The organism is Empedobacter sp. UBA3239, from assembly GCF_002362875.1.
In the GTDB taxonomy this organism is placed as follows: domain Bacteria; phylum Bacteroidota; class Bacteroidia; order Flavobacteriales; family Weeksellaceae; genus Empedobacter; species Empedobacter falsenii_B.
In genome coordinates, this window is record NZ_DEVJ01000001.1 from 56,115 (window position 1) to 77,328 (window position 21,214).

Below are 21,214 nucleotides of genomic sequence, written 5' to 3' on the forward strand. Positions count from 1 at the left end.
AAAATTGTAAATATGAACAAGAAATTATACTCACTCAAAAAAATATTTTTTCTAACTGCTCTTTTCGGTGGAACATTTTTATTCGCTCAAACTAAAGTCACAGGTACGGTTGAAGATGTAAATGGACCAATCGATCAAGCAACGGTTAATGTAAAAGGAACAAATATCACGACGATAACAGATGCAGATGGTTTATATCAACTAACGTTAGAACCAGGGAAGTATGAAATTATTGTTTCAAAAATAGGTGAGCCAACTACGACGCAAACGATTAATGTGCTTGATGAAAATGAAGTTTCTTTAGATTTCTTTTTACAATCAATCAATTCAGAGACTGATCTTAGCGAAGTTGTTTTAATTGGTTCGCGCGCAGTGGGACGTACACAATTAGACTCTTCAACCCCAGTTGATGTGATAGATATAAAAGAGGTTACAAAAGATGTAGGACAAGTTTCGTTGAATCAAATCTTAAATTATGTTGCGCCATCTTTTAGTTCGAATACGCAAGTTATTTCTGATGGAACAGATCATATAGATCCTGCTTCTTTGCGTGGTTTAGGACCAGATCAAGTATTAGTTTTAATTAACGGAAAGCGTCGTCATACAACATCATTGGTTAATATTAATGGGTCGTTTGGTAAAGGTTCTGTTGGTACAGATTTGAATGCAATTCCTACTTCTGCGATTAAACGAATTGAAATTCTTCGAGATGGAGCCGCGGCTCAATATGGTTCTGATGCGATTGCAGGTGTGATTAATATTGTGTTGGAAGATTCGACAGATAAACTACGTGCGTCAATTTCGTATGGAGGAAATCTTTCTAAAAATGCAGAAGATAATTTTGATGGTGAAACTTTTCAAGCGAATGTGAATTATGGTGTAAAAGTGGGAGAAAAAGGAGGGTTTGTAAGTGTTGCAGGATCCTACGACAAGCGTCAACCATTCAATCGTCAAAAAGAATTTACAGGAACAATTTTTTCAGATTATAATCGACCAGATTTATATCCAAATCCAACTGGAAAAGATATTACAGATGAGGAATTAGCACGTCGTGGAGAAACGCGAGCAGATTATGTTTCGCGCATTGGCCAATCAAAAAATGAAGGAGGTGCAATTTTTATTAATTCACTTTTTCCAATTTCAGATAAAACCGAAATTTATGCATTTGGCGGATTAAATTATCGTTTGGGTGAATCGGCGGCTTTTCGTCGTCAGCCTGCTCAGTTACATCAAACAGTAGCATCAATTTATCCAAATGGATTTTTACCATTGATTCAAACCAATAATTACGATCGCTCTTTAGCAGCGGGAATTCGTAGTGAAATTAACGGTTGGAAAGTTGATTTTTCGAACACATACGGAAATAATACCATCGATTTTGGTGTAAAAAATACAGTTAACGCATCGATGAAAGAATCTTCACCAACATCTTTTGAAGCTGGTGGATATCGTTTTACGCAGAATACAACCAACCTAGATTTTACGCGTTTTTTTGATGATGTTTTAGCTGGAATTAATGTCGCTTTTGGTGCAGAATTTCGTTATGAAAATTATCAAATTGTAGGAGGTGAAGAATCATCTTATGCGAATTATGGTAAAGTTCGTCAAATTGGCGTAGACGGAAATGGAAAGCCAATCTATGTACAAGATTTTAATGGAAATATCAATACATTATTCGCTGCAAATGGTACTGCTTTAGCAGGTGGAGCGCAAGCTTTTCCGGGATTTTTACCAGCGAATGAAGTCAATGCGAATCGTCATTCTGTTGCTGCGTATTTAGATACTGAATTTAATTTTACGAAAGATTTCTTAGTAGCTGCAGCGTTACGTTATGAAGATTATTCAGATTTTGGTTCAACATTAAATGGAAAAATTTCGACTCGATATAAATTAGGAAACTATGTGTTGAGAGCCGCAGCAAGTACAGGATTTAGAGCACCATCTTTGCATCAATTATATTTTAGTGCAACATCAAGTTTATTCTTAGATGGAGCAATTTCTAACTCAGGAACTTTTACAAATGATAGTCGCGCTGCGAAATTATTAGGAATTCCACAATTGAACGAAGAAAAATCTAAATCAGTTTCGGCTGGAGCAACTGCAAATTGGGGAAAATTCAAATTGAGTGTTGACGGATATTTCATTAGAATTGATGACCGAATCATTTACACAGGATCTTTCACAGGAAGCAATGCAGCAAATGCATCAGCTCAAGACAAAGAGATTTACGAATTATTGCAACAAGCAAATGCAACTTCGGCTCGTTTCTTCGCAAATGCAATTGATACTGAAACCAAAGGAATAGATGTTGTTCTGACGTATCAAGATCGTTTAGGCGCAGGAAAATTACGTGGAGATTTATCGGCGACTTTTAGTAAAACAAATGTTGTGGGCGACGTTCATGCTTCGGATTTATTAAAAGGAAAAGAGTCTACTTATTTTGATCGTTCAAGTCGTATTTATTTAGAATCAGCTATTCCTCGTACAAAAATCAATTTATCCTTGAATTATTCATTGGATAAATGGAATGTTTACTTAAGAAACGTGTATTTTGGAGAAGTTGATGCAGCGACAAATACTGTGGCAGATTCACAGACATTTAGCGGGAAAGTTGTAACAGATTTGAGTTTTGGTTATGCTTTCAACAAAAATATTTCGTTAACAATCGGTGCAAATAATTTGTTTGATATCTATCCTGATGAAACGAAAATTGGAGGAAATAGAGGAGCAGGATATTTCGTGTATTCACGTACTGGACAACAATTCGGAACTGGAGGACGTTTTGCTTTCGCTCGTTTATCATTAAGTTTATAATTTAAATAGTTATATGTTTTACCAAATCTTTGTCGTAATTGATGAAGGTTTGGTATTTTTGTTTAAATCGATTTTATGAAAAAAATATCATTTATTATAGTTTCATTCTTCGCGATTATTCAGTTGAATGCGCAAGAATCTTACAAAAATGGAGCTGTTGTAACAGCTCATCCCGAAGCTTCAAAAGTTGGAGTTGAAATTCTAAAAAAAGGTGGAAATGCGATTGATGCTGCTATTGCAGTTCAGTTTGCGTTGGCGGTTGTTTATCCAAATGCAGGAAATATTGGTGGCGGTGGATTTTTGGTTTATCGTGATGCAAAAGGAAAAACAGATGCGTTAGATTATCGTGAAAAAGCACCTTTAAAAGCGAGTGAAGATATGTATTGGGACAAAAACGGCAATGCAATTACTGATCTTAGTTTGTATGGACAATTTGCTGCAGGAGTACCTGGAACAGTCGATGGAATGGTGAAAGCGCACGAAAAATATGGGAAATTAAATTGGAAAGAATTAGTTCAGCCGGCTATTAGTTTAGCTCAAAAAGGATTTAAAATTACAAAGCAGCAAGCGAACGAATTGACAAATAAGCACAATGATTTTGTAAAATATAATTCAAAAACGAATGCTTTAACGTCTAAATCATCTTGGAAAGAAGGCGATTTATTAATTCAAAAAGAATTAGCAAATACATTAAAATTAATTCAGAAAAAAGGTCGAGCTGGTTTTTATGAAGGAAAAACGGCTGATTTAATAGTGAAAGAAATGAAACGTGGAAACGGAATTATTTCTCACGAAGATTTAAAACAATATCAATCGGTTTGGAGAACGCCAGTTTCGGGAAATTATAAAGGTCTTAAAGTAATTTCGATGCCGCCGCCTTCAAGTGGGGGAATTGCATTGGTTTCGTTATTTCAATCAATCGAAGATTATCCAATCAACAAATGGGGATTTCAAGCAGATTCTACAATTCAAGTGATGGTAGAAGCAGAGCGTCGCGTTTATGCTGATCGCGCAGAGCATTTAGGTGATCCAGATTTTATAAAAGTTCCGCAAAAACAATTGTTGGATAAAAGTTATAATGTAAGTCGAATGAAAGATTTTTCATTTGATAAAGCAACACCAAGTTCAGCAATTAAAGCGGGAAAAATAATTGGTAAAGAATCAATGGAAACAACGCATTATGTAATTGTTGACAAAGATGGAAATGCGGCTTCTGTAACGACTACTTTGAATAATTCCTATGGATCTTTGGTTGTAGTAGAAGGTGCAGGATTTTTGTTGAATGATGAAATGGATGATTTTTCTGTAAAACCAGGTACACCAAATTTGTATGGTTTGGTTGGAGGAAAAGCCAATGCGATAGAGCCTTCGAAAAGAATGTTAAGTTCGATGACGCCTTCGATTTTAGAGAAAGATGGTAAATTGTTTATGGTTGTGGGAACACCAGGTGGTTCTACAATTATTACCTCTGTTTTTCAAGCAATTTTGAATGTTGTTGATTTCGGAATGACGATGCAAGAAGCTGTTGCAGCACCAAGATTTCATCATCAATGGTTACCAGATCAAATCGATTATGAACCAAATGCAATTTCAGAAAACGTTCGCGAATCTTTAAAACAAAAAGGTTATACATTAAAAGAGCGTAAACCTTACGGACGTGTAGAAGGAATTTTAGTCAATACTGACGGAACATACCAAGCTGGTGCAGACCCAAGAGGAGATGACAAAGCGGTGGGATATTAATAAAATAAAAAGGCTATTCAAATTTTGAATAGCCTTTTCTATATTTAAGATAAAACGTCTTTAATTTCTTGATTTTTATCAAACTGCGCTTTTGCGAAAGGACATAAAGGAATTACTTTTATATTATTATTTCTTGTCCATTCAACCAAGGCTAATAAAGCTTTTTTTCCTAAACCTTGTCCGCCATAAGCTTCGTCAACTTCTGTATGATCGATAATCATTTTATCATCACCAGCCCAAACATATGTCATTTCTCCTGCTTTTTTTTCGCCATCTAAAACGACAAAAGCTCCATTTTTTTTATCATCAATTTGTTTAATTTCCATCAGTTTTATTTTTGAAGTTGTTTATTAATCTTCTAAAGTACCAAATTTTCCGTTATTAAAATCCTCAAAAGCTTCGCGAATTTGCTCTTGTGTATTCATCACAAAAGGACCATAAGAAGCGATTGGTTCATTTAGAGGTTCTCCACTCAAAATTAGTACAATGCTATTTTCAGTTGCTTCAATTGAGAAATCTTCGCCTTCGTTTGTAAACAATAATAAGTGATCAGTTGGGACAATTTCTTGGTTGTTCACTTTTACTTCTCCATCAATAACTAATAAAACGGTATTGTAATTTGCAGGAAAACTGAAATTCGCTTTTCCACCTTCATTCAATTTTGCATTCAGCATATTAACAGGAGAAAATGTTGATGCAGCACCTTTTGTTTGGTTATATTCACCAGCAATAACTTCGATAAAACCATTTTCAACTTCTACAGTTGGAATATCTTTATGTTCAATTGCTTGATATTTTGGTGCGCTCATTTTGTCTTTTGCAGGAAGGTTTACCCATAATTGAACCATTTGAAAAATTCCACCTTGTTTATAAAATTCTTCTGCATGATATTCTTTGTGTAAAACACCAGAAGCTGCTGTCATCCATTGTACATCTCCTTGATGAATTGTTCCTCCTCCACCAGAACTATCATGATGAGAAACGCTTCCTTCATAAGCAATAGTTACAGTTTCGAAACCACGGTGTGGATGCACGCCAACACCTTTTGGTTTGTCTGTTGCTGGAAAATTGAATTTAGAATTGTAATCTAACATAATAAATGGATCCATTCTTTTCATATCTAAATGATAACCACTTGGAATAAAATTGTGAACTCTAAACCCATCTCCAACGAAGTGAGGTTCTCTTGGAGCGATAACTATTTCTATATTTTTTGTATTCATAATGATTTTTTTATATGTTTTTATTTTTGTTATACAAATTTACGAAGCTAAATAGTTGATTATATTGATGTAGGTTAAGAAGTTTTAATTGAATAAGTTAACATATATCAATGGTTTGTATGATCTGTTAAATTTAAATAGTTCTAAAATATAGATGAACGATGTTTGTCTAATTATTGTTTTTTTTATATTTGGTTGTATCTATCTAACAAAATAAATAAAAATGAAAAAAAATTCAATAGTTTTAGGTGTATTTGCATTAGTTACATTAGGATCTTGTAAAAATGAAACACCTCAAGAAAAAGCGCAAAAAGAGTCACAGAAAGCTTTAGACAAAGCGTATGATGCAAACGAAGCAAATCAAGTTGCGACAAAGCTGTAGTAAAATCAGATATTGCAACAGTTATTTATACAGATATTGCTGCCGCAAATGCTGCTGTTGCTAAAATTCCGATGCCTGCATTGTTAAATGATAAAGCTAAAAAATTAGCAAGTGATTTGGGTAAAGCGTTGATTGATAGTATTAATGTAAAAGACGCAAAAGAAATAGAGAAATCTGAAAAGAAAATTACTGATTTGAAAAATGATGTTGAAAAAGCTTATCAAGACAGTAAAATAAATGTTGAGGATCGTGATGCAATCAAAACATATATCGAAGATTGTGTAAGAGCTGCAGTAGCTACTGTTGTAGCTATACATTCTTAATATTCTTTTTATAGAAGTATAAAGCCCACCTCAATTGAGGTGGGTTTAGTTATATATAATAAATTCTCATCAACCATATTAGGAAGTGTAACCTTTAGCAAAGGCTCTTCTTCCATGGCACGTTTTGTCGAAAAGATAGCTTCATCGTTTCATTCACATCCCAATGTATATTGATTTTAAACTGTTTTCAGCATCAGAATTTTATTCAACTGTTTATTTCAGGTCTATGAGATCACAATTAAACAAATAAATTAGTCAAGTAGTTTTTCTATAAATTCATTATTCTGAATTCTAATTTTTATAAAATTATCGCTATTAATTAAAAAATCTAAATATTTTTTAATAAGTATATCGCCGTATGATTTTTTAATTTTATTGATTAAATCAAGTTCCATATCTTTTTGAGAAGAATAACTGTAGAGATAAGCTAAACGTTTAAGTAAATTTATTAAGAAGGTATTTTTGTTAAATAAAAAGAGTTGATCAAAATAACATAAAATTATTTCAGCTGGAACATAATTACTTATTACATCGATCATTTTTTTATACTCCTTTTCAGCATCTAATATCTTAAAATATAAATCAATACAATCATCTGATTCGTAAAAATTTATTTTAAGATTAGTAAGTGTTTTCGTTCTGAATTTTTTAAACTTTTCTTCTTCATTTAAATGATTTTTTATAAAAAGAAAATCTTCTAATGATGGATTGTAAGGGAATTTTAAAAGTTTTATTTCTGTATATTTAGGCAAATCATTTGTCTGTTTATAAAGTTTTTCTAGAATATTGTAATAAGGGTAGTTGTATTTTTCTTTAGAATTGTTTGAAATAATATCTTTACAATAAGCTTCTACAGCAATATGGTCAGTTTTCATTAGTTCTTCTAAAATCATTAAATTATAGTCATTTTGATAAATTGATGGTTTGAAATAATCTTTTATTTCTGTAAACAACTCTGTCTCTATCATGATTTGTAGAAAGAATGTCTGAATCTCTATGTTATAATTTATATTTTCTTTATGCCATTTTTTTAGGTAATTTAGAAGGTGTTGTCCGATAATTTTTTTTCTCTCTGTAGTCGCTTGATAATATATTTCTTTATTTATTTCAAAATCATTTACAGTTATATTATCCATATTAAGGAAGTTGCTCCAATGATCAAGTACAACGTTTTTCCATTGTTCTTCTACTGCTATTTTATTGATCCTAAAAGCATATTTTTCTATAATAGCGTAAACATATTTTTCTAATCTTTTACTTGTTGTACCCGAGTTAAAATGAAAAGAAAGTAATAAATCACATATTCTTATAATTAGTGGTTTTACGATTTCTGTCGTCTTAATAATGCAATCTATATAAGCAAATACAGGTTCAAGAGCAATTTGTAGTAAATCGATTATCTTTTTTACTTCGGATATTTCTACTTTCCTTTTTTTACCTATTATTGAGGTTATTGTATCTTTTATTAATTGTTCTACTTCATCAAGAGAATACTCTTTTTGTTTTTGAGAAAATGATAACATGAAATATTGTTCAGCTTCTCTATTTGTATTAAAAAAATCAAGTAACCATTTTCTTAAATCTTCTTCTTCAATTAGTTTAAGTAAAGTTTCGCTCTCTTTTTCTTTTTTTATGCGAGTTTTTTTAACAGGTTTTAAAGAGGTAAGTTTTACGATTTCTTCTAGCATTTTTTTTTGATGAATACACCAAGATTCGTTACTTCCACAATCACAAGAATGGGAAGTAACTTCTTTATTTTTGATTACTATATTTACATCGTAACTATTCGACTGGTCATCTACAAAAGCAATAAAGTTCCCTTTTTTTTCTTCTTCTAATTCTCTAATTTCGAGTTTTTTAATATCTCTTTTGTTTTGAGAAGAAATTAATTTGAGTAAATTTTCAATAGTATTCATAAGCTTTTATAATAAATTTTCATCAACCATATTAGGAAGTGTAACCTTTAGCAAAGGTTCTTCTTCCATAGCGCGTTTAATCGCAAAAATAGCTTCGTCATTTCTTGCCCAAGAACGTCGAGCAATTCCATTGTTCACATCCCAATGTAACATTGATTTTAAACGGTTTTCAGCATCTGAAGATCCATCTAACAGCATACCAAAACCACCGTTGATTACTTCGCCCCAACCAACGCCACCACCGTTGTGAATAGAAACCCAAGTTGCGCCACGGAAACTATCCCCAATAACATTATGAATCGCCATATCAGCTGTAAATTTTGAACCATCATAAATGTTAGACGTTTCGCGAAAAGGAGAATCTGTTCCCGAAACATCATGATGATCACGACCTAAAACAACTGGCTCTATTTCGCCTTTCGCAATTGCATCGTTAAAGGCTTTCGCAATTTTGATTCGTCCTTCTGCATCTGCATATAAAATTCGAGCTTGCGATCCAACAACCAATTTATTTTCTTGCGCACCTTTTATCCACGTAATATTATCTTGCATCTGTTGTTGAATTTCAGCAGGAGAATGTTGCATAATCTTTTCTAAAACTTGACAAGCGATTTCGTCGGTTTTTAGTAAATCTTCTGGTTTTCCAGAAGTACAGACCCAACGGAATGGTCCAAATCCGTAATCGAAACACATTGGACCCATAATATCTTGTACATACGAAGGATATTTGAAATCGATTCCGTTTTCTGCCATAACATCCGCTCCAGCACGAGAAGCTTCTAATAAAAAGGCATTTCCATAATCAAAAAAATACGTTCCTTTTGCAGTATGTTTATTAACCGCAGCAGCATGACGACGAAGAGATTCTTGGACTTTTTCTTTGAATAACTCTGGGTTTTCGGCCATCATTTGATTTGATTCTTCTAATGTTAATCCAACCGGATAATAACCACCAGCCCAAGGATTATGCAAAGAAGTTTGATCTGATCCTAAATCAATATAAACGTTTTCTTGGTCAAATTTTTCCCAAACATCCACCACATTTCCGTCATAAGCAATCGAAACAACTTCTTTATCTGCTTTAGCTTTTTTTACACGAGCGACTAATTCATCCAAGTCTGAAATTACTTCGTCCACCCAACCTTGTTCGTGGCGTTTCCAAGTCGCTGCTGGATTAACTTCTGCAGTAACAGATACCACTCCTGCAATATTTCCTGCTTTTGGTTGAGCTCCAGACATTCCGCCTAAACCAGCCGTAACAAATAATTTTCCTGCTGTTCCTTTATCATCAATTTTACGACAACCATTTAATACGGTTATCGTAGTACCATGTACAATTCCTTGCGGACCAATATACATGTAACTTCCTGCCGTCATTTGTCCGTATTGAGAAACGCCTAATGCATTCATTTTTTCCCAATCATCAGGTTGCGAATAATTAGGAATGACCATTCCATTCGTAACGACAACACGAGGCGCATTTTTGTGTGAAGGAAACAATCCCATTGGATGACCAGAATACATGACCAATGTTTGTTCGTCTGTCATTTCAGACAAATATTTCATTGTTAACAGATATTGTGCCCAGTTCTGAAAAACAGCACCATTTCCTCCGTAAGTAATCAATTCTTCTGGGTGTTGTGCAACTGCATGATCCAAGTTGTTTTGAATCATTAATTGAATTGCTTTTGCTTGTTCCGAATTTCCTGGATAATCTGTAATAGGCCGTGCGAAAATTTTATAATTAGGCATCAAACGATACATGTAAATTCGACCAAAATCTTCTAATTCTTGTTTAAATTCTGGAATTAATTCAGCATGATGAATAGGCTCGAAATAGCGTAAAGCATTTTTAAGTGCTAATTTTTTTTCTTCCTTAGATAATATTTCTTTACGCTTTGGTGCGTGACTGACATTTGGATTTCTGTCTTTTTTTTGAGGTAAAACAGAAGGAATACCTTGTTTTATTTGTTCTTGAAAAGTCATTTTTTTGCGTGTTTTTATGTTTTGCGTTAAACGTTATAAGTTTTACGATTTTTTGTTGTTATTCTGAACTTGTCGAGGAATCTCTAAAAGTTATGCGAAGTTGAAATGAATTCAATTTGACTAATCGTTAAACCTTCCTGAACTTGTTTCAGGAAACATTATATTTTTTAAATTCCTCTATTTATTGGAATGACATTTACTTGATTGTCGTAGTTTTTATCGTCCCCTGAGCATGTCAAAGAGTCTTCTGTATATACTAGTTTCCCATATTATTAATAGTTTATCCTTCGACAAATTCTGGATAAAAAGGATAATTTAGAAACTTAATATTAATTTTTTGAAATCATCTGTTTGTAATAAATCGATGATATTATTGATGTCATCTCCAATCAAACGATCGTCTTCTAATTTAGGACAAACCGAACGAACTTTTGCAAAAACTTCTTCTAAGAAAGCACTTGTTTTACGAGGTCTTCTAAACTCTAAACCTTGACAAGCATACATTAACTCAATTGCTAAAATACGTTCTACATTATCTAAAACTTGATTGAATTTTCGCCCAGAAATACTTCCCATCGAAACGTGATCTTCTTGTCCCAAAGAAGTCGGAATACTATCTGCCGATGCAGGGAAACACAACGTTTTGTTTTCTGTACAAAGTGCTGCTGAGGTATATTGAGGTATCATGAAACCAGAATTTAAACCAGAGCTTTCTGTTAACAATTTTGGTAAACCATATTTTCCTTCGATCAATAAATATTGACGACGATCCGAAATATTTCCTAATTCAGATGCTGCAATTGTAGCGTAATCTAATACCATAGCTAATGGTTGTCCGTGGAAGTTTCCACCAGAAATGGCTTCTTCGTCCGAAACAACAATTGGATTATCTGTTACAGAATTTAATTCGATTTCTGCTAATTCTTGTAAATGGAAAAATGCATTTCGTGATGCGCCATGAACTTGAGGCATACAACGCAATGAATATGGATCTTGTACACGACCACATTCTGCATGAGAGAAAGCAATTTCAGAACCTTTCAATAAATTTCGCATACGTTCTGCAACCAATAAAGTTCCTTTGAATGGACGAACTTGATGTAATTCTTCTTCGAATGGGCGAGGAGAACCTTCGTATGCTTCTAATGATAAAGCACCCGCAACGTCAGCTAAATTCAATAAATATTCGAATTTTTCTAATCCGTTTAAGGCATGAGATAAAATGAATTGTGTTCCATTGATTAATCCTAAACCTTCTTTTGCAGAAAGATGTAAAGGTTGTAAATTATGTTTAGCCAAAGCTTCTTTTGTCGAAACAATTGTATCGCCATCCCAAACTTTTCCTTCACCAATTAATGGTAAAAATAAATGTGATAATGGCGCTAAATCTCCAGATGCTCCAACAGATCCTTTTTCAGGAACGACCGGAATAATATCTTTTTCGACCATTAGTAAAATTCGTTCCACCACATCTAAAGTCACACCAGAATATCCTTTTGATAAAGCATGTGCTTTTGCAATTAACATGGTTTTAGAAATTTCTTTCTTGATTGGATTCCCAACACCAACCGCATGACTGATCAATAAATTATGTTGAAGTTGACGCGTTTCTTCTTCAGAAATTTTAGTATCGCAAAGTGGTCCAAAACCAGTATTAATTCCATAAACTGTTTGTCCAGAAGCAACTATTTTAGCAACGTTTTGTTGCGATTTTAAGATTTGTTGTTTACTCGCTTCATTAAGTTCAATTTCGATGTTTCCTTCTTTGATTCCTTTGTAATCCTCAAACGAAAGAAAATCGATACCGTAAGTTTTCTTGATCATTTTTTCGAATTTGTGATACTTCAAAGATAATCTTTTCATTGATTTGATAAAAGATAGAAATCATTTCAGATGTAATAAATTGAGATTTGATAAGGTTTTATAACACTATCTTTTATAAATTTGCTAAAATTTTTATGTAATGTGTGATAAACATCTTCATGACGAAATGGGGGACGACCATATTTCAGCAAACTTAGAAACGCCTTTGAGAGCTGATGCCTTTGAGTTGTCTGCTGAAGAAAAAGTGGAAAAGATAGAAGCGGATTTCCGTAACATCATGGAAACTTTAGGCTTAGATTTAACAGATGATAGTTTGAAAGGAACGCCAAAACGTGTTGCGAAAATGTTCGTAAAAGAGATTTTTGGTGGTTTATTGCCAGAGCGTAAGCCTGGAATGTCAACTTTCGAAAATAAATATAACTACAATCAAATGTTGGTTGAAAAAGATATCGTGGTTTATTCGACTTGCGAGCATCACTTTTTACCAATTGTTGGACGTGCACATGTTGGTTACATCTCGAAAGGGAAAGTAATCGGATTGTCTAAAATGAATCGTATTGTAGAATATTATGCAAAACGTCCACAAGTACAAGAGCGTTTGACAATGCAAATTGTGAAAGCAATGCAAGATGCTTTGGGGACAGACGATGTAGCATGTATTATTGATGCGAAACATTTGTGTGTGAATTCGCGCGGAATCAAAGACATCGAATCAAGTACAGTAACTGCTGAATTTGGTGGAGCTTTTAAAGAAAGTGAGCAATTAAGAAAAGAGTTTATTTCGTATATCGGAATGAAAACTCCTTTCAATGTTTAAAACTATAAATCCTATAAAATGGTAAAAGAAAATCAATTAAAATTACATAATTCCTTAACGGGACAGAAAGAAACATTCGAACCAATCAATCAAGATAATGTTGGAATGTATGTTTGTGGTCCAACGGTTTACAGTAATGTGCATTTAGGAAATGTACGTACATTTATGTCGTTTGATATGATTTATCGTTACCTAAAATTTTTGGGTTACAAAGTGCGTTACGTTCGTAATATTACTGATGCGGGACATTTAACAGATGACGGAAATGTAGAAAATGATCGTTTTGTAAAACAATCAAAATTAGAGAAATTAGAACCAATGGAAATCGTGCAAAAGTACACGGTAGATTTTCATCAAGTTTTAGAAAAATTTAATTTACTACCTCCAACAATCGAACCTACAGCAACAGGACATATTTTAGAACAAATTGCTTTAACAGAAAAATTAATCGATTTAGGTTTAGCTTACGAGGTAAACGGATCAGTTTATTTTGATGTAGAAGCATACAACAAAAAAGGACTTAATTATGGTGAGTTAAGTAACCGTAATATCGAAGAGTTAATCAATAACACAAGAGATTTAGATGGGCAAGGAGAGAAGAAAAACCCAGTGGATTTTGCACTTTGGAAAAATGCTTCGCCTGCTCACATCATGCGTTGGGCTTCACCTTGGGGAGATGGTTTTCCTGGTTGGCACTTAGAATGTACAGTGATGAGTACAAAATATCTTGGAGATTATTTCGATATTCATGGAGGTGGAATGGATCTTAAATTCCCTCACCACGAATGTGAAATTGCGCAAGCAAAAGGTTCTAATGGTCACGAACCAGTAAAATATTGGATGCATGCAAATATGTTGACGATGAATGGTCAGCGTATGAGCAAATCGACTGGAAATTACATTTTGCCAATGCAATTAGTGAATGGTGAAAATGATTTCTTCGAAAAACCATTTCATCCTGCTGTTGTACGTTTTTGTTTCTTACAAGCGCATTATCGCAGTGTTTTAGATATTTCGAATGATGCAATGTTAGCTTCAGAAAAAGGATATAATCGTTTGGTTGAAGCATTAAAAACATTAGAAACAATTACACCAAAGAAAACTTCTACCGTTAATATTGATGAATTAGAAGCGAAATTATACACCGCAATGGATGATGATTTCAATACGCCAATATTGATCGCACATTTATTTGAGGCAGTAAAAATGATTAATTCAATCAAAGATAGTTTCGAGAATATTACAGCAGAAGATTTAGAACGTTTAAAAGCGATTATGAATGGTTTTGTTCATGATGTTTTAGGTTTAGATACAGAAGCTGTAAACGAAAGTTCTGACAAATTAGATGGTGTTGTAAAAATGCTAATCGAAATGCGTAATCAAGCACGTGTAGATAAAAATTGGGCTTTATCTGATCAAATTCGTGATCAATTAAGTGATTTAGGAATTCAACTAAAAGATGGAGCAGAAGGCACAACTTTCACTTTTTAAGAAAGATTTATAAAATATTTAACCCACTTAGAAATAAGTGGGTTTTTTCATTATACATTATTTTATTTAACAATTTATTTAGATATTTTAAGTTTTTTTCTCATATTTGTAATAATTAGCACTAAAAATTAACACAATATGAGGAGAAGATTTACTTCTTTGGGCATTCTATCAATGTTTTTGATGGGAAGTTTGGCTTATGCCCAAGTTAAAGGAGTCTTAAAAGACTCGAATGGTTTTCCAATGGATGAAGTTGAGGTGATTGTTACAAGAACAGGCGCTTCAGTATTCACTGATGTGGAAGGAAATTTTAATGTAGACGCCAAAGTTGGTGATATATTAAAAATTATTGACTCTAATGGAGAAGAAAAAACGATAAAAGTTACTTCTACAACATTGGGAGATGTGAAGTTTATTACAAAAGCATCTAGTAGTATTGAATTAAATACTGTTACTTTAGTAGGAGGAATCAAGATGGATGCAGCTCAAAAAATTGGAGCTTATGATATTGTAAAAAAAGAAGATTTTGAATTAGCTCCAACTGCTTCAATAGATGAAGTGTTGAATGGACGAGTATCTGGGCTTGTTTTTTCTACTAACTCTGGAGATCCTGGATCTACAAATATTATTACAATTAGAGGGGTAGGTTCTTTGATTGGAACGCCTAATCCCTTATATGTAATTGATGGGATTGTTGTAGGTAAAGGTTCAGATAATGCAGGTTTAATGGAATCATGGAATCCATTAGCAGCTATTGATCCTAATATGATAGAATCTGTTGCAGTTTTGAAGGATGCTTCAGCTACAGCTCTGTATGGAGCACGGGGAGCAAATGGAGTTATTGTTGTAACTACAAAAAGGGGAAAATATAATCAAAAGACAAGATTTAATATAGGTACTGATATGGCATTTCAGTCTATTGCTTATGATAAGCAAGAATGGATGAGTGCTTCTGAATATATTAAGTGGGGAGGATTGATGGAATATAATTCAGGATCATTTACTTCGATGGATGATGCTGTAAAGGCTTTTTCAACTCTTGTTAGTTATGATGGAGTGACAGATGAAAATTGGCAGAAACGTGTTCAACGTAATACAGCTTCTGTTAAGACTTATAATTTTGCAATGACAGGAGGAGGAGAGAATACTTCTTATAGATTTGGAGCTTCTTATTACGAGAATAATCCTTTGATTTTAAATTCATATTTTGATAGAATGAGTTTAAGTACTGCAATTGATCATAAAATAGAAGATAAATTTACTTTTGGATTAAATGTTAATTATACAAATGTTAAACGAAATTCTATAGATGATGGTGGAGCTTATAGAAATCCTTGGTTAACGAATTGGTATATATCTCCAATTTATCCAGCATATAATGCAGATGGTACTTATAATCAAGATAATTTAGGACCTAGTAATAGTAATTTTAATCCTCTAGCTATTCAGGAGATGGATTTTACTAAAGGTCGTATTGAAACTTTTTTAGGATCCGTTAATGGAGAGTGGCAGTTTGCTAAAGATTTCTATTTGTATTCTTTATTTGGAGCACAAAGTCAGAAATTAGAAGAGAAAATGTACTGGGATCCTCGTATTGCAGATGGATTAACATATGGAGGAGTAGTTCAGCAATCCTTTACAAATATTTTTGATTGGAACTGGCAAAATTCTGTTAGTTTTAGAAAAAAAGTGAATGATAGACATGATATTCAAGCCTATGTAGGAATGGAGTATCAAGAGCATAATTATACAATTTCGTCAGCATCTGTAGGTAAATTATCAGAACCTAGACCTTTTTTAACATATGGAACAGAAAGAAGAAGTGCAGATGAAGATGTATTAAAATGGACTCAAATCTCGTACTTTTCAAGATTAAATTATATTTTGGATGGGAAGTATACATTTTCTGCTCAGTTAAGAAGAGATTCAAATTCGACATTAGGAAAGTTTAAAAAATCTGGAGTATTTTGGTCTGTAGGAGGGTCTTGGAATGTAACAAAAGACTGGGATTCATCACCCTTTAGTAAGTTGATTTTAAGAGCGAATTATGGTGAAATAGGGAATATTCCATATGCGGACTCATGGGGAAGTGTGTATAATTCATTGAATTTGTTAGGAATAAGTAGTTATACAGGAGATGATGCTACAATTTATTTAAGTAATGCTAAGAATGATAATTTAGCTTGGGAAGTAAGTAAACAGTTTAATGTAGGTCTAGATTTTGGTTTTATTAAAGATAAATTAACACTTTCAGTAGATGCTTATCAAAGAAAAACAGCATCTGCTATATATACTACTCCAATAGCACCTCAAAATGGAAGTCCAGGAAGTTTTTTGACTAATATTGGAGAAATAACGAATAGAGGAATTGAGTTGAGTTTTAATTATTTACCTGTAAATGGAGAACATTTTAGATGGAATATTTATGGAAATGCTTCTTATAATAAAAATAAAGTTACAAAACTTGCAAATCCTGATCAAATAGATAGATCAAGTTTAAGAGCTCTTAGTGTAGGTAAAGAATACTTACAATATTATACTTATGAATGGGCTGGAGTAGATGAAGCAACAGGGTATGGAACTATCTGGAAGGATGAATCAAGAACTGAAAAAGTTATTTTAGATAATGCTAGTAAATATAGTCAAGCAAGTAGAATTTGGCAAAAAGATTCTCCATTTCCAAAATATTTAGCAAGTTTAAAAAATGATTTCACATATAAAGGCTTTACTCTTTCTGTATTCTTTACAGGACAGTTCAAGTTTTCTGTCATGAATCGTTGGCAGAATTATGTTACAAGTGATGGTAATAGCATTTATTATAATCAAACTAAAGATGTTTTATATAACTCTTGGACAGAAACAAATACAAAAGCAGATAATCCAAAACAAATGTTATTCAACACAACAGGATCTTATGAGCCTTCTACTCGTTGGTTGAGAAAAGGAGATCATATTCGATTAAAAGATATAAAATTTGCATATAGTTTTAATGATCTCTTTAAGAAAAGTACGGGTATAGATAATTTCACAATTTATGCAAAAGGTACAAACTTATGGATTTATGTTTTTGATAAAGACTTAACTTTTGATCCTGAGTCTAATTCAAATGCAGCAGGAGGTGCTTATGGAAAGGGAATGTATGATTACACATCTCCTATTATGAAAAGTGTATCATTAGGTATTTCTATTGACTTTTAAAAAATAAAAAAATGAAAAAACATATTTATAGATTATTATTTATTGTACCTATTCTATTGAGTTCTTGTAGTGAGGATAGACTTGATCTTATACCTGAGATAGGGGATGTCTATGATGGTAATTTAAAGAACGAAGATCAAATGGCTCAGGTTGTGCAAGGTATTTATCCAAAATTAGGGAGTGGATCTAATTTTGGAGCAGATATTTTAATACAAGGAGAACTATTATCAGATAATATTTTTGTATCGAATGCTGCAGGAGATATAGCCTATGTTAATACTGCTGCTTTTGCGTGGCATTCAGGTAATTCTCCATTTGGACAATATAGAGGTTTATATGAGGTCGTTCAGCAAGCCAATTTAGTATTGAATGATACAAATGTTCCGATAAATGTTAATGTCTTAAGTTTGAAAGGAGAGGCTAAAATAGCAAGAGCATTAGCAATGTTCTACCTTGTACAAGGTTTTTCTCCAAATCCTACATCTGGTGTTAATCAAGAGTATGGTATTCCTATTAAAAATGATATTTACGATCCTCAAAAAACAGTTGGTAGGTCAACTATCGATGAAGTATATGATTTTATTATTAGAGATTTAACCGAAGGAATTGAAGGGATGGCTAATTCAAGTCGTCAGGATAAAATTTATTTAAGTGCAACTGCAGGAAAGTATTTGTTGTCTAAAGTATATTTAACTAGAGGTAAGTCTGGAGACTATCAAAAATCAATTGATTTAGTTGATGATATTTTAAAGTCATCATCAAATTTTTCAATGATAGAAGCTAGTGGTTTAGTTAATTATTTTACTTCAAAAGAAATAAGTTTGTTAGAAAATCAACCAGAAACAATTTTTGAAATTTCTCAAACATCTATATCTAATTTAGGAATTAATACTCATCCTGGTCAGTATTATACCTTCAATGCATCTAAAAGAAGGTTGATGATGAGAACATCTTTATACAATACTATGAATAGTACTAAAGATGTACGACTTTCTTTGTTTCAAACAGCTCAAGCTCCTACTGTAGATGATCCAAAAGGTGTTTGGTTAAAAAAGGTTCCTCAGTCAACATCTGAAGGGGCTAATACAGCAAATGTAAAAGTATTTCGTATGACTGAACTATTATTCATTAAAATGGAAGCGCTAGCGAAGTTAGGAAGAAAGTCTGAAGCATTAACTTTATTAAACGAGTTTGCATTAACAAGAAAAAGTTCAGTTTATAAAGGAGATGATATTATTACTGATATTTTAACTGAGAAACAAAAAGAATTTATTGGAGAAGGACTGAGGTTTTATGATTTAAAAAGAAATAATTTGCCTATTGTTAAAACTTCAAATTGTAATGGAAATATTTGCGAAGTTTCTGCAAATGATAAGTTGTTTGTTTTTCCTATTCCAATTGGAGAATTAGATAGAGCTCCTGAGGTGAAGCAATATCCAGGCTGGTAATAAACTAACGAATTAAACATTTTTATAACATTTGCCCACTTAGAAATAAGTGGGTTTTTTTGTATCTCTCAATTTTAGATTACTTTTGTAAGGATTTATTCAACAGGATGAAAAAAACAATCATTGGTTTATTTTTATTAGGAGCTATTGTAGCACAGGCTCAAGAGGATTCGATAAAAGTTTTAAAACCATTAAAAGGATCATCAACAAATGATTCGGTTACATATTATAAAACCAAAATTGACGATTATAAGTTTTGGACAAATGGTAGAAAACCAGAAGTATTGGATACGACATTAAGTATCAAAAACTATTATAATCAAAATTTTATTCGCAAAGATGCGTTTGGAAAATTATTTTTCCCGAATGTTGGAGGTGTAGTGGTGGATTTGGAGTATCAAAATACACCATTCAATCCGTCGATGTTACCAACTGGTAAAAAATATAACTATTATTACGCAAATGATATCAAATATTATGATGTCAAAACGCCATATACTGAGTTTATTTACGAGAATGGTGTTAAAGAAGGTAACTTTTTGTCTTCGACATTTTCGCATAATATCAACAAGCAATTCAATTATACGTTTCATTATCGTGGATTAATTTCAGAAGGTCGTTACAAGAACGAAAAAGCGCAGAATAATACCTTCGTTTTTTCATCAAATTATAAAACAAAATCGGAACGTTTCAAATTGTGGTGGAACTATGCAGCACAAAATCTGAAAAATAATGAGAACGGTGGAATAGAGGATATCAACGATTTTATTTTACAAGATGAGCGCAGAATGACGAATGTTCGTAATATTCCCGTGAATTCACAAACAGCAAAATCTGAGTTTGATGCACGTCGAATTGAATTGAATGCTTCGTACGGAATCTTAAAAAAGATGAATATAAAAGATTCAACTTTTTATAATCCAATCGAATTGAAGAATAAATTTTCGTACGAAAAACAAAAATATCGCTACGAGGATACGTCACCAAACGGAACTTTATATTCTACACCGATTATTACAGGAATGGATTATAGAAGTAAAAAGAGTTTTACAGATTTATCCAATACGACAACTGCTGGTTTTCAGTGGACAGATCGTGTGAAGATAGAGGCTGGTGTTAAATTCCAGAATTTGCGCGTTTTTGCTGATCAAGCCATGACGATTATTGCAGTTCCAAAGCAAATAGAGGAAAATCTTTTTGGAGTTCTTGGAAAAGTGGATTTTGATTGGAATGAAAAATTGAAACTTTACGGAAATGTTGAATATCTGCAATCTGATAATTACAAAAGTGTTTACAATGTAGATGCGGTTTTAGATGTGACGCCGATAGAAGGTTATACATTGAGTGCTGGAGCGGTTATTCAGTCAAAACTTCCTTCGTTGAATGCAGTTTACAATCAAAGTTTCTTTAATAATTTTAACTACGTTAATAAATTTGAAACAGAAAATGTTCAAAATATTTTTGCAAAGTTAAAGTTAGATAAAGTTAATACAACCTTAGAAGCCTCAATTTATAATATTGACAATAAAGTATATTTAAACGAATTGTTGGTTTATAAACAATTGACGGATAATATTAATTATTTCAAGATAAAAGGTGAAAATCATTTACGTTTCGGAAAGATTAATTTGGTTTCGACAGCGCAATATCAAAAAGTAACGAAAAACGAAGAATATATGCCTTTGCCAGATTTCTTAATTCGTGAAACATTGTATTGGCAAGGAGAATTATTCAATAAGAATGCTCAATTACAAGCTGGTATTAATGCAACATATTTTACGAAATACAATGGTTTGCGTTACATCCCAATTCTGAACGAATTTGCATTGCAAGATCCAGCAAGTATACAAGAGATTGGTGGTTATCCTATTTTGGATGTTTTTATCAATTTCAAGGTTCGTAATATGCGTTTTTACATTCGTGGTGAGCATATCAATGCGTCGTTTACAAAACAACCTGATTATTTTGCAGCACCAAATGTTCCGTACCGAGATTTCAAATTTCAACTTGGCTTGAAATGGAATATTTTTAGTTAAAAAAATACAAATT

The 21,214-nt window shown here is 32.7% G+C and carries 14 protein-coding genes; 9 read left to right on the top strand and 5 right to left on the bottom strand.

All coding sequences use genetic code 11. From position 1 onward, the window contains the following. The first annotated feature begins 12 nt into the window (after positions 1–12). Both B4G36_RS00240 and ggt read left to right on the top strand, forming a co-directional pair. Positions 13–2,814 (top strand): TonB-dependent receptor, encoded by a 2,802-nt coding sequence (locus B4G36_RS00240; protein WP_291061131.1) that lies wholly within the window; start codon positions 13–15, stop codon positions 2,812–2,814. A gap of 75 nt (positions 2,815–2,889) precedes the next feature. Continuing rightward, positions 2,890–4,557: a gamma-glutamyltransferase gene (ggt, locus tag B4G36_RS00245; RefSeq protein ID WP_291061133.1), complete on the top strand. Its 1,668-nt coding sequence runs from the start codon at positions 2,890–2,892 to the stop codon at positions 4,555–4,557. Between the two features lie 44 nt (positions 4,558–4,601). Here the strand turns inward: ggt and B4G36_RS00250 are convergent, their stop codons facing one another. Together B4G36_RS00250 and B4G36_RS00255 are read right to left on the bottom strand one after the other, a co-directional pair. After that, entirely contained in the window at positions 4,602–4,883 is a 282-nt protein-coding gene (locus tag B4G36_RS00250; RefSeq protein ID WP_291061135.1) for a GNAT family N-acetyltransferase, read from the bottom strand. 24 nt (positions 4,884–4,907) lie between these two features. After that, positions 4,908–5,780 (bottom strand): pirin family protein, encoded by an 873-nt coding sequence (locus B4G36_RS00255; protein ID WP_291061137.1) that lies wholly within the window; start codon positions 5,778–5,780, stop codon positions 4,908–4,910. Between the two features lie 223 nt (positions 5,781–6,003). On the opposite strand from B4G36_RS00255, the gene B4G36_RS00260 reads away from it, so the two are divergent. Both B4G36_RS00260 and B4G36_RS00265 read left to right on the top strand, forming a co-directional pair. After that, positions 6,004–6,162 carry a hypothetical protein gene (locus B4G36_RS00260; protein WP_185144212.1) on the top strand — a complete coding sequence of 53 codons (159 nt, stop codon included), beginning with the start codon at positions 6,004–6,006 and terminating at the stop codon, positions 6,160–6,162. Positions 6,163–6,233: 71 nt separating this feature from the next. Continuing rightward, the gene (locus tag B4G36_RS00265) at positions 6,234–6,485 is read left to right on the top strand and encodes a hypothetical protein (protein ID WP_125350491.1); all 252 of its coding nucleotides are present in this window, start codon (positions 6,234–6,236) and stop codon (positions 6,483–6,485) included. A gap of 251 nt (positions 6,486–6,736) precedes the next feature. Here B4G36_RS00265 and B4G36_RS00270 read toward each other — a convergent pair whose 3' ends face one another. The 3 genes from B4G36_RS00270 to hutH all read right to left on the bottom strand — a co-directional run bounded on the left by B4G36_RS00270 (position 6,737) and on the right by hutH (position 12,250). Next, positions 6,737–8,401, bottom strand: coding sequence for a hypothetical protein (locus B4G36_RS00270; RefSeq protein ID WP_125350490.1), 1,665 nt, complete (start codon positions 8,399–8,401; stop codon positions 6,737–6,739). Between the two features lie 6 nt (positions 8,402–8,407). Continuing rightward, the gene (locus tag B4G36_RS00275) at positions 8,408–10,387 is read right to left on the bottom strand and encodes a urocanate hydratase (protein WP_125350489.1); all 1,980 of its coding nucleotides are present in this window, start codon (positions 10,385–10,387) and stop codon (positions 8,408–8,410) included. Between the two features lie 315 nt (positions 10,388–10,702). Next, positions 10,703–12,250: a histidine ammonia-lyase gene (hutH, locus tag B4G36_RS00280; RefSeq protein ID WP_414646337.1), complete on the bottom strand. Its 1,548-nt coding sequence runs from the start codon at positions 12,248–12,250 to the stop codon at positions 10,703–10,705. Between the two features lie 100 nt (positions 12,251–12,350). On the opposite strand from hutH, the gene folE reads away from it, so the two are divergent. The 5 genes from folE to B4G36_RS00305 all read left to right on the top strand — a co-directional run bounded on the left by folE (position 12,351) and on the right by B4G36_RS00305 (position 21,201). Then, positions 12,351–13,028 carry a GTP cyclohydrolase I FolE gene (gene folE / locus B4G36_RS00285; protein ID WP_291061143.1) on the top strand — a complete coding sequence of 226 codons (678 nt, stop codon included), beginning with the start codon at positions 12,351–12,353 and terminating at the stop codon, positions 13,026–13,028. An 18-nt stretch (positions 13,029–13,046) separates the two neighbouring features. Then, the gene (gene cysS, locus B4G36_RS00290) at positions 13,047–14,519 is read left to right on the top strand and encodes a cysteine--tRNA ligase (RefSeq protein WP_291061145.1); all 1,473 of its coding nucleotides are present in this window, start codon (positions 13,047–13,049) and stop codon (positions 14,517–14,519) included. A gap of 138 nt (positions 14,520–14,657) precedes the next feature. Next, a complete protein-coding gene (locus B4G36_RS00295; protein ID WP_291061147.1) occupies positions 14,658–17,717 on the top strand; it encodes a SusC/RagA family TonB-linked outer membrane protein in 3,060 nt (1,019 codons plus the stop codon). Positions 17,718–17,728: 11 nt separating this feature from the next. After that, entirely contained in the window at positions 17,729–19,165 is a 1,437-nt protein-coding gene (locus B4G36_RS00300) for a RagB/SusD family nutrient uptake outer membrane protein (protein ID WP_291061149.1), read from the top strand. Between the two features lie 107 nt (positions 19,166–19,272). Further along, positions 19,273–21,201, top strand: a complete 1,929-nt coding sequence (locus tag B4G36_RS00305) for a putative porin (protein WP_291061151.1) — start codon at positions 19,273–19,275, stop codon at positions 21,199–21,201. Positions 21,202–21,214 lie beyond the last annotated feature (13 nt).